This window comes from Mesorhizobium sp. YL-MeA3-2017, assembly GCF_030814575.1.
GTDB classification, from domain to species: domain Bacteria; phylum Pseudomonadota; class Alphaproteobacteria; order Rhizobiales; family Rhizobiaceae; genus Mesorhizobium; species Mesorhizobium terrae.
This window is the reverse complement of record NZ_JAUSVH010000001.1, coordinates 528,882-544,257: the sequence shown is the minus strand read 5'-3', so window position 1 is coordinate 544,257 and position 15,376 is coordinate 528,882. Positions and strand designations below refer to the sequence as shown.

General features: G+C 55.1%; 11 protein-coding genes. 9 read left to right on the top strand and 2 right to left on the bottom strand.

Annotated elements, in window-relative coordinates; translation table 11 throughout:
- Nucleotides 1–305: 305 nt before the first annotated feature.
- The 7 genes from QFZ88_RS02525 to hxsA all read left to right on the top strand — a co-directional run bounded on the left by QFZ88_RS02525 (nt 306) and on the right by hxsA (nt 9,413).
- Nucleotides 306–635: a hypothetical protein gene (locus QFZ88_RS02525; RefSeq protein WP_137901405.1), complete on the top strand. Its 330-nt coding sequence runs from the start codon at nt 306–308 to the stop codon at nt 633–635.
- Between the two features lie 270 nt (nt 636–905).
- On the top strand, nt 906–5,408 hold the full coding sequence (locus tag QFZ88_RS02520) for an RHS repeat-associated core domain-containing protein (protein WP_137901404.1): 4,503 nt from the start codon (nt 906–908) through the stop codon (nt 5,406–5,408).
- A 9-nt stretch (nt 5,409–5,417) separates the two neighbouring features.
- Nucleotides 5,418–5,729, top strand: coding sequence for a tetratricopeptide repeat protein (locus QFZ88_RS02515; RefSeq protein WP_081766936.1), 312 nt, complete (start codon nt 5,418–5,420; stop codon nt 5,727–5,729).
- A 327-nt stretch (nt 5,730–6,056) separates the two neighbouring features.
- Nucleotides 6,057–6,332, top strand: coding sequence for a hypothetical protein (locus tag QFZ88_RS02510; RefSeq protein ID WP_024925275.1), 276 nt, complete (start codon nt 6,057–6,059; stop codon nt 6,330–6,332).
- On the top strand, nt 6,329–7,738 hold the full coding sequence (gene hxsB, locus QFZ88_RS02505; protein WP_024925274.1) for a His-Xaa-Ser system radical SAM maturase HxsB: 1,410 nt from the start codon (nt 6,329–6,331) through the stop codon (nt 7,736–7,738). Before QFZ88_RS02510 ends, hxsB begins: the two co-directional genes overlap by 4 nt.
- Entirely contained in the window at nt 7,735–8,841 is a 1,107-nt protein-coding gene (hxsC, locus tag QFZ88_RS02500; protein WP_024925273.1) for a His-Xaa-Ser system radical SAM maturase HxsC, read from the top strand. The genes hxsB and hxsC overlap by 4 nt, the downstream gene beginning before the upstream one ends.
- Nucleotides 8,841–9,413, top strand: coding sequence for a His-Xaa-Ser repeat protein HxsA (gene hxsA, locus QFZ88_RS02495; protein ID WP_036255203.1), 573 nt, complete (start codon nt 8,841–8,843; stop codon nt 9,411–9,413). Before hxsC ends, hxsA begins: the two co-directional genes overlap by 1 nt.
- Before the next feature lie 512 nt (nt 9,414–9,925).
- On the opposite strand, the gene QFZ88_RS02490 is transcribed toward hxsA, so the two are convergent.
- A complete protein-coding gene (locus QFZ88_RS02490; protein WP_024925272.1) occupies nt 9,926–10,240 on the bottom strand; it encodes a hypothetical protein in 315 nt (104 codons plus the stop codon).
- 47 nt (nt 10,241–10,287) lie between these two features.
- A complete protein-coding gene (locus QFZ88_RS02485; RefSeq protein WP_137900815.1) occupies nt 10,288–10,653 on the bottom strand; it encodes a hypothetical protein in 366 nt (121 codons plus the stop codon).
- A gap of 612 nt (nt 10,654–11,265) precedes the next feature.
- Here QFZ88_RS02485 and QFZ88_RS02480 point away from each other — a divergent pair.
- Together QFZ88_RS02480 and QFZ88_RS02475 are read left to right on the top strand one after the other, a co-directional pair.
- Nucleotides 11,266–12,561: an HlyD family secretion protein gene (locus QFZ88_RS02480; RefSeq protein WP_137900814.1), complete on the top strand. Its 1,296-nt coding sequence runs from the start codon at nt 11,266–11,268 to the stop codon at nt 12,559–12,561.
- Nucleotides 12,558–14,666, top strand: coding sequence for a peptidase domain-containing ABC transporter (locus tag QFZ88_RS02475; protein WP_024925270.1), 2,109 nt, complete (start codon nt 12,558–12,560; stop codon nt 14,664–14,666). The genes QFZ88_RS02480 and QFZ88_RS02475 overlap by 4 nt, the downstream gene beginning before the upstream one ends.
- Nucleotides 14,667–15,376 lie beyond the last annotated feature (710 nt).

The following is a 15,376-nucleotide window of genomic DNA, read 5'->3' as shown; positions in this document are numbered from 1 at the left end:
AGATGTCAAGTATCAAAATTGAAGATTGTCGGATCATGGCAATGGTAAGAATAAAAGTTTATTGAATACAAAATTTAAATAACCAAAACAATTGGACTAATAAATTTTCTATGCTGGATTAACTAATTCAATTTACGAAACTACTCACCGTTGTTAGACGTTGAGCGTCTTCAATGATGAATTGGCATTCAATCCTGACTGGCTAACCCGTATTGGCTAAGCTTTTCTGGGGTGGATATTCGCTGGCGCATTTCGTTAAATTCGTTGGATTGGCAACCTTGTAGCATTTCAACCGGAGGCGGCGCATGAATGCACGCTTGAGAGTTCAATGCTTCTCATTGTCGGTTTTATTTATTTCTGCAGCCATGGGGTCGGCCGCTGCAGATCAATCTGGCGTTTCATTTAGCTACGATCCGGCCGGGCGCCTGGTGACAGGTTTTTACAATCAACTGCGGTGTCTGGTTTATGGTTATGACCCCGCCGGAAATCGAACGTCACAGGTTTTGGTCACCAAGGCTGCAGCACCTCCGGTGTGGGGTGTCGCGCAATGGAACGGTTTCTCCTGGACATCCGGGATGCTCAACCCTGTGTGGGGAGTGGGCAACTGGGGGTGCTTGAATTGGACAAGCAACTAAAGGGGCGCGGTAACCGCACTCTTTGACGACCACCCACGTTCCGTAGGCTGCGGCCGCGACATGTTCAATGTGGGTCTGTCTTATTTGCACATGAGGGTCGGAATGAGATTGATACGGCAATTCTTCGTCCTCGCTGCGTTGCTGGCGTCATTTGCCGCACAGAGTGCGGTTTTGGCGGCGCCGATCGTGTCACCCACTGAGACAGCCGCTGTGTCAAAGCCCAGTTCTTTGACCGAGGCGATGCGAGTTGCGCGTTTCGAGGAACCGCTCGTGGCGACTGAAGCCACCAGTTCTGCCGAAGATGCAGCCTTGCGGCATGCCTTGAATGCCTACAATCAGAGGACAGATCTGGCCAACTACGGCGATTTGGTCGCGTTCCTGGAATCCAACCCGCACTCCCGCTGGGCATCCGCGATTTGGGCCAACCTTGGGCTGTCTTACCTCCACGATGGCCACTTTTCGAAGGCGATCCACGCCTGGCAGTCTGCATGGGTCGCAGGAAAGAGTTCGAGGGAGCCGCGCGCCAGGGCATTGGTTGATCGAGCCGTTGGAGAGCTTGCACAGCTCTACGCAAACTTGGGCAAGACAGACGAGCTCGCAGCGCTGTTTCGCGACATCGGGGATCGTCCAATTGCAGGCTCCGCAACGGAGACAATTCAAAGTGCAAGCGAGCAACTGGCGCTTACCACGCGGGATCCGCGACACCTGTTCATCTGCGGTCCCCTTGCGCTGAAGCAGTTGCTGTTGGCTCGCAAGGTCAGCTTTGAGAAGGCTGATCCTCTGCAGTGGTATAAAGCCGGGCCCAACGGAACCAACTTGGCCGAAGTCGGTCGTCTCGCCGACGATGCCGGATTCGCGCATCGGCTGGTCATACGCAGGCCGGGTGAGCCAGTTCCCGTTCCGTCAATCGTGCATTGGAAAGTAGGGCATTTCGCAGCCATCGTTGGTGAGGCGAACGGAAGATACCACGTTAGGGATTCTGTGTTTTCCGGAACTGACCTCTGGGTGACCAAGGCTGCGCTGGATACCGAGGCAAGTGGATATTACCTTGTTCCGCAAGATTTGGACCCCGCCAAACAATGGCGGGATGTCGAACCCTTTGAAGCCGCTTCGGTTTGGGGGAAGGGGCCGACCAATGGTGACAGACCAGGTGGCAACAATGATCCAGATGCCAACGGCGGCGGTGGTGGCGGTGCTGGCGGTGGCGGTGGTGGCGGTGCTGGCGGCGGCGGTGCTGGTGGTGGCGGTGCTGGTGGTGGCGGAGGTGCTGGTGCTGGCGGACGTGGACCTAATGGCGGCTGTGGCCTGTGTTTCTATAACATCAAAGAAGCGAGTGTCGCGGTCACGATCACCGATCGGCCAGTGGGCTACAATCCACCAATTGGCCCGTCGGCGATGGTCGAGATCAGCTACAATCAACGGCAGGACAGCCAGCCCGCGAACTTTAACTTCTTCAACATCAGTCCAAAATGGTCGTTGAACTGGCTGAGCTATGTAACGGATGATCCGACGAATCCAGGCGCCAACGTCTCATCCTACCTGCGAGATGGGACCACGTTCTTCTATCTCGGCTACCAGGCTAGGAACGGAAGATTTGCTGCGCAGGATGGCGATGGATCCATCTTGGTACGCGCGTCTGGTTCTCCAATCACCTACCGCCATCTCATGCCTGACGGTAGCGTTGAAATCTATGCGCAGTCTGACGGGGCCGCTGCCTATCCTCGGCGAATTTTTCTGAGCAGGGTGATCGATCCGCAAGGCAACGCGGCCACTCTGAATTACGATGGCCAGTTCCGGCTTATTTCACTGACCGATGCTGTCGGGCGCTTAACCACATTTAGTTATGAGTTGGCGACATCCCCTTTGCTCATAACCAAGATCACGGATCCCTTTGGGCGCAGCGCTGTTCTGGCATATGACGGAAACGCGCGCCTGAAATCGATCACTGACACGATCGGCCTGACATCGAGTGTCAGCTATGATGACAACTCCCTCATCAACGCCCTGACGACTCCCTATGGCACCACAAAGTTCGCCTACACTGCCCCGGGATCAAGTGGCCCGCCTCGTTTCGTTGAAGTAACGGACCCGCTAGGCTACCACGAACGTGAAGAGTGGCTTGAGCCTGCGCCCATTCCCGAGAGCGATCCGGCGGCGACCGTGCCGCAAGGAATGCCGCTCGCCCCGCTCAATCAATACCTAAAGTATCGAAACAGCTTCCATTGGGACAAGGATGCCTACGTCGCGGCAGGATGCACCTCTGGCGGCGGCTGCGACTATACCAAGGCTAGAATCCGGCACTTCGTTCATATGCCGGACACCTCGATCAAAGGGACGGCGATCGAGAGTGTCAAATACCCCTCTGAAAATCGGATCTGGTATAACTATCCGGGTCAATCCCTCAGTGCTTACGGGGGAACTTTTGGCAAACCGATCGCGATCGGGCGGGTGTTGGATGACGGAACCAGCCAGGTCAGCCGCTATTCTTACGACACGGGTGGCTTTTTCAATCTCACCCAGGCGATCGATCCAATTGGGCGGACAACGAACTATACATACGCCAACCAGATTGACCTGACCTCTATCAGCCAGACGACTGAATTCGGCGTTCAGCAAACCATCGCGCAGTACGTTTACAACACCCGTCATCGTCCGGTGATCTATACGGACGCTTCCGGACAAATTACCACTTACACGTATAACAACGCAGGGCAGCTAACCTCGGCCACGAACCCTCTCGGCGAGAAGACGAGCTATCGATACAACGCGTCCAGCCGGCTGATCGAGGTTATCAACGCCAACAATGCGACCGCAGCGTTCTACACCTACGATAGCTTCGAGCGGATAAGGACATTCACGGACTCAGAAGGGTGGATCGCAACCTACGATTATGATGCCGCAGATCGCCTAACAAAGATTGCTTATCCTGATGGCACAAGCGATCAGTACGCCTACGACAAGCTCGATCTCGCATCTTATCGTGACCGTGAAGGCCGCCAGTGGACATATCGTTATGATGCCAATCGGCGATTGACATCGGTGACAGATCCGCTCGGCCAACGCGTGCTGTTTGGCTATAGTCGCATTGGCAATCTCTCGAGCCTCACCGATCCTAAGAACAACATCACACGTTGGTCCTACGATGTGGAGGGTCGGCTCAGCCAGAAGACCTATGCAGATAATGGTACGCTCACCTATACGTATGAAAATACAACGAGCCGCCTCAGGTCCACTCTCGACGCACTTGGGCAATCAAAACAGTACAGCTACACCGGCGACAATCAAATTGCAGCTATCAGCTATCTGAACGCCATACACTCAACACCAAATGTAGTACTCGCCTACGATCCGTATTTCCTGCGCCTGGCTTCAACGACGAGTAACGGCAGCACGACATCCTATGATTACTACCCAGTAGGTTCATTGGGCGCTTTGAATCTCAAGCAGGAGGGTGGGCCGCTAGCCGATAGCACGATCGAGTATGCCTATGACGCATTGAACCGGGTAGCCACGCGCACCGTCCAGGGGGCGGGTGCTGAGACGTTCGGGTATGATGTCCTTGGGAGGCTAACCTCTCACGCTAGTGACCTTGGTTCGTTTACTCTCGGCTATCTGGGTCAAACAGCCCAGATCACGTCGCGAAGGCTTGCAAGCAGTACACTGGCAACGAGTTGGAATTACCTGCCCAACTCTGGCGATCGACGGTTGTCTCAAATCAGCAATGTCGGTCTCTCGGTCGGCCAGTACTCGACATACGATTACGTCACCACTCCTGAGAATTTCGTAACCAAAGTAACCGAAACGAGTGACGTATCCCCCGCGTACTCTTCGGCAGGCGCACAAATCGCCGCCTACAACAATCTCAATCAGCTCACCAGTCTTTCGGGTCAGGCGCTGATCTGGGACGCTAACGGCAACCTTTTGTCTGACGGCCAACGAACCTATAGCTGGGATGCGGAAGATCGATTGATCGAGATCGCCTACCCCGATCAACCAGGCAAGGCTACGATATTCGCCTATGACGCACTTGGGCGCCGTACGACAATCACCAGTGCGCCAGCAGGCGGTGGCGCTTCTGTCGTCACCTCTTATATCTGGTGTGGCAGCGCCATCTGTCAGGCCCGAAACGCAGCCAATGCAGTGACCCGGCAGCACTATCCTGAAGGTGAATTTGTTCCCGGAGCCTCGGCCCAAACCTTCTATTATGGGATCGATCAAATTGGCTCGATACGGAGAGTGTTCAAAAATGCCTCCGACGCACCAGCTTACAGCTACGATCCCTATGGTGTTCCGCTGCAGGCCGCTGCACCACTCACTGAGTTCGGCTATGCAAAGATGTTCAGCAGTCCCGATAATGGGTTAGATCTTACCCTCTTTCGGGCATATAATCCGATTGTTGGACAGTGGCTTTCAAGGGATCCGATCGGAGAACTTATTAATCCGGCAGGAAATCTCTACGCCTATGTTGGTGGAAATCCTGTCAGTTTTATCGATCCACTTGGTTTGGCCGGCTCTGTTTGTCCCCCGGCCGTGCAAGATCTGGCTTCTAGGCTTGAAGCTGCGGGTGGTGGTGCTCCTCGGTTCCAACCGACGCCAAAGGGGGCTGCGCAGTTCCTATTTCCAAATGGGATGAAATTGCGATTTGATTTGTATCCTGGGCAGTATGGAGATCGCCCTCCAAATGACGGCCCGCATATTAATTTTGAAGCCCCTTGGTCGCCGGCTCATATAAACGTGCATATTGAGGTTATTAACCCGACAGCCCCACGATGATATATTGGTATGATCATGAAATATGATTTAAATTCTCTAGAAAGATCTGCCGCAGAAATGGTTTCTGTGGGGAGGCCGCAGGATGCAATTAAGATATATCTGTTTATGGCCGATGGTGATCCTTCGTTGGATGCTGGATATCTCGGAGAAAAATTGGGGCAATGCTACGAAATGCTGGGTGATCTACATGCTGCACGATATTGGTACGGCAGAGCTATAGAAGAAAACCCTGGCGTAAGATTGCATGCGGAAGAATCCCGCAAAAGGCTGGACCACTTAATCTTGGATGACGCGTTTCTAAAAAGAAGTGGCGGTCAATGAGACGCGGTACTGTTAGCACCAACGCAATATCGGATACCCGACGACCAGCCAGCGGCTCCGACGGGATGGGATCTGGGTGGAATGAGCTCGCAGTAGCTAACGATCTTGCGGCTGGGATCAGCGGGTTGTCACCACTTCGGCTGAGAACTACAATCCCTAAGCCCTAGAGTGTTAGAGGGACAGCGTATCCGCTTTGCAGTGCAAGCTGAGTTTCCGTAATTGTTGTTGAAACTGCTCGGCAGCTGGCAATTCATTGTCTCTGGCCTCATCTCCGTCACTTGATTGCAAACATAACACGTGCACTATCCCTGTTGGGGAGAGTGGGCTGTGGGTATTATCGTTTCAGAGTCGGATTCTATTCTGACGGTTGTTGTTGCGCCGCAATTCGAAGCCTTTGTTTTGAACGCCGCTGTCAAATTCCAAATTCAATTCCCCGAACTTGAAGTCCAGGTGGAACACGGAGCAGTCGCTATCTTATGCGGCGACCACTCAAAGGTCGCTGATCTTCGGCGTGCGTTCCTGCATACCCTCTATCGAGAGAAGATTTACACCGAGACGTTGCCCCTCAGGGCAAATTTGATTGCTGCTGTGACCTCGCGATGAACGTCTGGCCACTTAAGTTCCGCGAGCTCACAGACGGCAGAATTCTGTTTGCTGACGATGCCGGCGGCTTCTTCATGTCGAACGACAGCTTCCTCGGCCGTTATGCCAGCGACGCATTAAACGTTGGGGACCAGACGTTCCTGAGAGAGGGCGGCCATGCGTTCAATGACGAACTCGATCTATCCTGGATATCGTTTGCCTATCGGTGGTCGCAACGACAATCGAAACCACAGCAGCTCAACTACGTGATCTTGGTGCCGACACTCCGGTGCAACCTCGCGTGCGGTTACTGCCAAGTGTCCCGGGCTCCGGAAAAGGCACGCGGCTTTGATTGGACCGACGAAACCTTGGCCGCCGTCCTTGCTTTCCTGGGTTCCATCGAAAGCCCAGAGATCAAAATTGAATTCCAAGGTGGCGAGCCGCTGCTGCGCATCGACCTGCTCGAGATCGTACGCGACTTTTGCCGCGGCAAGTTTGCCCGCGCGCAGTTCGTGGTCTGCACCAACCTCCAGAACCTTGATGAACGAGCGTGGGCTTTCCTCGACGCGGATGACACCTTCATCAGCACTTCGCTCGACGGGGATGCGACAACCCACGAGCGTCAGCGGACGCGTGACAAGGACCGCACCGAGGCCTTCTTCGCAAATCTCGAAGCTGCCGTTGAACGTTATCCTGAGGGAAAAATCTCGGCTCTGCCGACGATTGACGTCTCTTCGCCGCCGAATCTCGAGGGACTTCTCGACAGCTACGAACGGTATGGGATCAAGTCCGTCTACCTGCGGCCGATAAATCATCAAGGATTCGCCCGAAAACTCGATCAAGGCGCGGACGCATTGGGGCGCTGGAACAAGCTCCACTCACAGTTCATCGACCGCCTGATCGACCGCAATCATCGTACCGGGCGCTTTATGGAGGAATACTATTTCAGCCAGTGCCTGAAACGGGTTCTTCGCTTCGGAGCCGACAACCATGTCGATATCCGCAATCCAGGGTTCTTCGCTTCGGACTATCTCGTCATCGATCATGATGGACGGTTCTATCCGACGGACGAGGCTCGCATGCTGTCAAGGATCGGCCGCATAGACCTCAGCATCGGGGATGTGATCACGGGCATCGATAGATCGAAGGTCGAGGTCCTGAATTCCGGTGCCTTCAATCACTTCGACCCGGACTGCATTCATTGCGCGTACCAGCCGTTCTGCGGTTCCGACGTAATCGATGACATCTCCCGGTATGGTCGTATCGACATGCCGCGTCATGACACCTGGTTCTGTGGCCGACACCTCGCGATTTTCGACAAGGTTTTTGAGGTGATCTACCGTCAGGACGACGCAGCTCGAGCCTCAGTTGCCGCCTGGCTGGGTATCGGGAGCTGGGACCCAAGCATGGTCACGGTGCATTCATGATACCGCTCCGCATCAAAGCCGAAACGCAAGCAACACAGCCATTTGTGATACGGCTCCGGTCGTTCGAAGGCACGGACAGCGTCGACGTACGCGCGAATACAAGTGCCTTCGATGTCAGTCTGGAAACTGCAGGGGCTGAAGCTGCCGAATATGTGGGCGAGGGCGGTTCTGTTCGAATTTTGGGTATCGATCCGTCGGAAGTCGATGGCGATGTGCTACTCGTCAATCCACGGCGTGGAACCGCGGATCGCCTGATCCGAAGCACATCTCCCCACAACACGTTCTTGGTAACGGAGCGCTGCGATCAGCTCTGTGTGATGTGCTCGCAACCGCCGAAGAAGCAGCATGTCGATCTGTTCGAGCATTTTGAAACCGCGGCAATGCTGGCTCCCGAGGGGGCTACGATCGGGATTTCGGGAGGTGAGCCTACGTTGTTCAAGGCCCAATTATTGGGGTTTTTGGCTCGCGTTATGCTGGCCCGAGAAGATCTGCGGTTCCATGTGCTTACGAATGGCCAGCATTTTGAGAGTGCTGACCGTGAAGTGATGCTTGCTCTGGACAGAAGTCGCGTGGTTTGGGGCGTGCCGCTCTATTCAGCCGATCCCACCATCCACGACGAGATCGTAGGCAAGGCCGGGGCTTTTGAGAAGCTTCAATCAGGCTTGGCATTCCTGGGTAGGGCTGGCGCTCAAATCGAGTTGCGTACGGTTCTCATGCAACCGAACGCCCAAGGTTTGCCCAGGCTTGCCAGGTATCTGACGACATCGGTGCCGTTCATCCAGACTTGGGCGATCATGCAGCTGGAAAACATCGGCTACGCGCGGCAAAACTGGAGCCGTCTGTTCTTTGACAGCTCGACTGGCTTTGAAACAGTGGCGCAGGCAATCGACATTGCCCGAAGCCGCAGCATCGATGTCCAGCTTTTCAATTTTCCGCTTTGCACGGTCCCTGGACCGTATCGGCATCTCGCGCCGTCAACGATTTCTGATTGGAAACGGGCATACATGGATGACTGCAAAAACTGCAGTCTTAGAGGCGACTGCGGCGGGTTCTTTGAATGGCACCCGCGCGAGCACGGCTATGCGAGCTTGGGTGGGGTCTGATGAAAAAACGCCTGTTTGCGATACCGTCACTGTTGGCCGCAGGCTTCATGCCCACAGAGGGGCAGGCCTTACCTTCAAAGCCGATGTTGACTGACGGAGGTAAGTCGCTGTCCTTGTTTGACATCTTCAAGATGGATCACGTGTACACATTGGCTGGTCACCGCAGCCATAGTTCACACAGGAGTCATAGCTCGCACAGTAGCCATCGTTCATCGACCGGTGGCTACTCCTACCGACCGTCAGTCTACAATAGCCCGTCGCCATCGTACGTAGCGCCATCGAGCCCGCTCTATTCGGCGCCGTCGACTACCCCGACTTATCAGCCGCCGGCGACCGCAACAGCGCCTGCTCCCCTTAAGACTCTTCCGGGCAACGCAAACAGGTTCAAGGAGATCGTACTTGAGGTGCAGTTCGCGATGCTGGCCTTCGGTTACTATAACGGCGAACTCAATGGTGTGATGGGACCCGAGATGAGGGCTGGGCTGCAGCGGATGCAGGGGGATTACGGTCTGAAGGTCACGGGGACGATCACGCCAGAGACATTAACTGCGCTGCGGATCGAGGCGCGGTAGCTTAAGCTCTGACGAGCTGTGGGCTCGAACTACTATCTGGCGTAGGCCAAGGCGCGTTTCGCGGCGGCACGCAAGCTGGCAGTGATCACGTATGCCATGTGAAGCGGCGGCACATTCTACGTTGGCGATCCGACTACAGGCAAAACCGACACCGCGCGGCGCGCGTACAGCAAGGCCCGCAAGCTTTTGAGTGCGTATCGATGAGCAGCGCGTCGGCAGCTGAAATGCATGGCGCAGGCACGCTGACAGGCGCCAACTGAGATAAGTAGATCCGCTGCGGCGGATGAAGACTGATGTAGACCAGGAACGCACGTTATCCTGCCTGCGGCCGCGCCGATCGACGGTAAGACCGTATATCCGCCTCCGTCGATGAGGTGGCTCGCCCTACGCTGCGCGTCCGAGGGTTGCTCGGAAATCTCTGTGCGGGTCGATTGGTTGCCCTTGAGTTACCGCCCTGGAAACCGCGATCGTGTAACGTGAAATGGATGTCAGCGCTGTTCCCGACGCCAGAACTATGAACGCTGAAGTCGCCCGAGAATATGGGCAATGTGGCGTCCAGCAATTCTATGCAGCCATGACTTGGTAGTCAGCGCCATGCAGACGAACAATACAATTCCGAAGCTCAGGCCTATCAAAACGAGCCCGGCAACGCCCGCCATGACGGTTACATCGCCTTGCAGATCGCGAAACAAGTCCTTCAACCCGGTCGCATGCCCAGTGCGAGCAAAAAGTACGGCGACGGTAGCGAAAACAGCAGCCACGAGCGCAGTAGCTAATCCAGCCTCAATAAGGTCGAGCGCTGACACCATCTTTTCTCTATCGGTCATTCTCGGTTCGCCAGGGCAAACGGCGCGGAGCGCTTAAGATATTCGTTTCAGGATTTAGCAGCGCTTCGGTTTTCGACTATAAGGTAATTAATACCCTCTTCACGCTCCAACGTATAGAACGCGTCTTCAAAATACCCATCTTCCTCGCGGAGAGCGATTGCAAAGTACTTATTCTCACCATCCATTAAAAATACTGTTTCATTGGTTATATTCTCGACAGGCATTCTAAAAAGAACATAGCCAACGATGGCGTCTTTTATAGGGTTTCCGAAGGAATCTTTGTAGCACAAAACATAACGAAGTGTGGGGATCGAACGAAGTTTAGATGGATCGTCGACCTCGGGTTCCAAATAGTGTCTTAAGATATGCGTTCTCGCACCATCGGAAATTTTTATGTTTTGTCTAATTTTCATGAGTCTGCCTCAAAAAAATGCCCCAGCCGTAGCCGAGGCACTCTTCAGCGTCCCGTTACCTACCACTTCCACCGATACCCTTCGGTGCTGGCGATGTTGGATCGCAATTGTGAGAACCGGCCATTGATACGGTAAATCCACCAACTGGTGTCGAGTAATGACAGTCCGTCCTAATTCCGGTCCCGTCAAACCCCTTTGTTACGCCGGCGAGCGTTCCGGAGTATCCGTAGGAGCCGCCAGATCGGCCGTGATGACCATGACCACCCCCATGCCCGCCGCCGCGCCGGCCGCCGGCGACCAAGTTCATCTCTTCAATTGTCAATTCACGCATATTGATCCTCATTTGCTTTGAATGCGAACAATTTCCTGCGCTTCTTTTCCGAGATTGGCTTGGTTCATAGACGCCAAGCGGATAATTCTAGCTCTTCTAAATTTACTTCGTCAATATCTCTTGTGGGAGATCGATCTCTTCATCATTTCTACTCGAAATCTCCACGATATGTCGACTAAAGATTTGATTGTGAGCGTGGGGTGAATTCGATAATATTACACAATCGTTTATTCAGCCGGCCGTTGATGCGCGCCTGACTTACATGTGATCTGGGGTGAAATTTGGATGAGCCCCTTTTTCGATTGGAGGCCGTTACCTCCCAAAAAGACGGTTGGTTGGGCCATACCATTTTGCTGCGCCCGCTTCGTGTTTCGATCACGGCCGCGCTAGGGGTTGCTGTCGTTCTTGCAATCAGCACCTACCTAATTTTTGGAGAATATACGCGCCGGGTACGCCTTGGTGGGGTTGTCATGCCTAACACCGGGATCGTACGGGTTTTTGCACCCAATGCCGGCCGTGTGATCTCGTTGAACGTTGCTGATGGCAGCGATGTTCGCCAAGGACAATCCCTCTATACGATCACCTCCGACAGCATGACGTCTCTGGGCGAAACACAAGCAGCGGCAGCCGTGCTGCTGCGCAAACAGCGGAGCGAACTGGAAGCCGAGATCATCCGCCAGCAAAAACTGGACAGTATCGAGAAAGCTGGGCTGGCGAAGGAAGAGCAAGGCCTGCTTCGAGAGATCGATCAAGTCCAGATCCAGATAAAGGTCACGGGCGATTACGCCGCCGTGTTGCGAACCATCTCCGAGAAATACGAGGAACTGGTTCGCCGGCACGTTGTCCTGCAGCGCGAGGCTTTTGCCCGGATGGAAAGCCGGATGCAAAAGGAACAGGAACGGGAGAACCTTCGGCGTGAAGCCATTCGCCTTGAGCAAAGATTGACGGAGGTGCGCACGAAGCTGGCGGGTTTTGATGCAAAGGCCGCATCTGTCATCGGCCAGTTGCGCAGACAGATCAGCGTCATCGAGCGCGATCTCGTCGAGGGTGAAGCGCGCAGGCAGATAGACGTCACCACGCCGAGAACCGGGAATGTGACTGCCATTCTTGTCCAATCCGGACAGTTCGTTGCCGCTGGAGCGCCGCTGTTGTCGATCCTGCCGAGCGAAGCCAAGCTCGAAGTCCATCTTTATGGATCAAGCAGTGTGATCGGTTTCATGCACGAAAATGCCAAGGTGATGCTGCGTTATGCGGCTTTCCCCTATCAGAAGTTCGGCCTTCACCCGGGAACGGTCGCGGGGTTCTCCCGTGTCAGCTTGCGCCCGAGCGACATCGATACGATTTTCCTGCCCGAAAGGGGAGCTTCGCCGACGAGCGATCCATCCGCAGGCCTCTACCGGGTCATCGTCAGACCGGAACAAGATCATGTCATCGCTTATGGAAAGGCAGAGCCTATCCGGCCAGGCATGGCGGTTGAGGCTGATGTGTTCCTTGACACCAGGCCCATCTATCAATGGCTGCTTGAACCGCTCTACAGCCTGCGTGGCGCCCTCTCCAGCCACGGGGACAGGCTGTGACGGTTCTGGAAAGGCTCGCTTTCGGTTTCAGGCCCCGCTTGCCGTTGATCCTGCAAACGGAGGCAGCTGAATGCGGTCTTGCTAGCCTGGCAATGATCGCGTCCCACCACGGGCATCAAATCGACATCAGCACCATGCGCCTCAGATTCAGCGCATCGCTGAAGGGCATGACGCTCTACAACATCGCTGATCTCGCCAGTGAGCTCTTTCTTTCGACGCGGGCCGTGCAAGTCGCGCTCGATGATCTTCGCGATTTAAAGACCCCTTGTGTCCTCCATTGGGATTTCAGCCACTTCGTTGTCCTGGACAAGGTCATCGGCAAAGGGGCCATCATTCATGATCCGGCCCGGGGCCGCCGTCATGTCACACGCAAGGAACTCAATCAGAGTTTTACCGGCGTTGCCCTCGAAGTCTGGCCTGCCCAATCCTTCTCGCCAAAAGTGGAGCAGAATCGGTTCCAGCTGGTGAGCTTGTTTCGGGGCGTCGTCGGTCTCAAGCGGGCTTTGGCGCAGATTTTCCTGCTTGCCCTTTGCCTCGAGGTCTTTGCCATTCTCTCGCCGCTTGGTCTGCAATTGATCATTGATCAGGCCATCGTCAGTGCCGACCTCGATCTAGTCACGGTGGTCACCGTAGGCTTGGCGCTGTTGGTCCTCTTGCAGACGGCTATCGGCTTTGTCCGCTCATGGGGGACAATGGTGCTGATGACCAGGTTTGCTATCCAATGGGATATAGGCCTGTTCTCTCATCTGATGCGCCTGCCTCTGTCATGGTTCGAGAAGCGTCATGTCGGTGACATCGTATCCCGTTTCGGTTCGATCCAGACGATCCAGCATACGCTGACAACGGATCTTGTCAGCTCCATCATGGACAGCCTGATGGTTGTGGGCATGCTGGCCATGATGTTTCTCTACAGCCCGCCCTTGGCTGTCATTTCCTTGATCACAACCGGGCTTTACGTGCTGGTCAGGGCTGTTTTCTACCGACCCTACCGTTCAGCCACCGAAGCGGAGCTCGTGCACCACGCGCGAGAAAATACCCATTTCATAGAGTCAATTCGGGGCGCAAACAGCGTCAAGGCCCTGGGCTTGGAGGAACGACGCCAAAGCACATGGCTAAACACCTTGGTCGACGCCGTCAATGCCGGCCTCAAAACGAACAAGCTCGATATGGTTTTCAATGGGATCAACGGTTTGCTGTTCGGCTTTGGGCGGGTTCTCATGCTCTGGCTGGGCAGTCGTGCAGTGATCCACGGCAACCTGACCGTCGGCATGCTCATGGCGTTCTCCTCCTATCAGGAGCAGTTTACCAGTCGCGTCACCGAACTGATCAACATGATTTTCAAGCTGCAAATGCTGTCGCTGCAAGGGGAACGGCTAGGCGACATCGCACTCGCCGAACCCGAAGCGCACAAAGGCATCGCACGGGTTGGAACTTCGATCGGCATCGTGGCGGGCCGCCTTGAGGCGCATGGGCTTCGTTTCCGCTATGGCGACGGCGAACCGGATGTGTTGGAGGGGATCAATCTTACGATTGCAGCGGGCGAAAGCGTCGCCATCACCAGTCCATCTGGCTGCGGAAAGAGCACATTGCTAAAAATCCTTGCGGGGTTGATTCAGCCCACGCAAGGGCGTGTCTGCCTGGATGGCTGTGACATTCGCGATATGGGACTATCCAACTATCGAAAAATCACAGGCTGCGTTCTTCAAGACGACCAATTGTTTACTGGAACGCTAATCGAAAACATAGCTGCTTTCGATCCCCATGCCGATCAAGAGTGGATCGAGGAGTGCGCGCGCCTGGCGGCAATCGATGGCGAAATCCGGATGATGCCCATGGGCTATGAATCGCTTGTCGGTGATATGGGCAGTGCGCTTTCCGGAGGACAGAAGCAGCGCTTGTTCCTTGCACGCGCGCTCTACCGCAAACCACGTATCCTGTTCCTGGACGAAGCAACATGCCATCTCGACGAGACCAACGAGTATCTCGTCAATCGAGCGCTCGCGGACCTTCGCATCACCCGGGTGATCGTGGCTCACCGGCCATCGACAATCGCTATGGCCGGCAGGGTGATCGCGATCGGCAACGGCCGGATTTCCAACCCATGAAGGCTCGGGGCAACCGTCACATCCCCTGGTCGAGCGGATCAGGGAATGGGGCAATCTAGCCGCGCCATTTGCCGGCGACGGTTCCTCTATGAGTTGCAGGAAAACGGGAACCGGAAGCCGATTTTGAACGCCACCTCGGAGGCGTTCCCTTCGCTACCACGCTTCGACGTGAACTACCCACCAGGATTGTCGCGCCTTGTTCTCGAAATGTCTCAAATTCACCGGAGATCCTCCATGCTACGAAGGAGCCCGACATGCCGCGCAAATGCACTACTCAATCTGGGTGCAGAGACCGGACGCTTACACGGCCGATAGAAACGGGAAGCACGATATCTTGCCTGTGGCCGGCACTGCCGGATCACGCACGAATGCCTGTGATGTTGCCCCGTGAATCCGATAGCGACATGTGCCGCGACGGTTCGAGCGCTGACAATAAGCAGCGCAGCTATCCCGTCGATGAGCCGGAAGAGTGCACGGCGTACCTGATCTCGACGACTGCGCAGAACCTCGCGCCCTGGCGTGTGATATCAAGCGATTTACTGCTATGAAGGAGAAATGGCGATGGCGAATACTGGCGCGAAATCCACCCCAAATAAGAGGGCAGGATAAAAGCGCGCACGGTGCGCTTCGGTCTGGCGGTTGTTTTTGCTCAGCTTTCTGCCGGGTTTTGCACGGTGCAGCGTATCCGTGCACCTTGCGCTTTCGTGTCA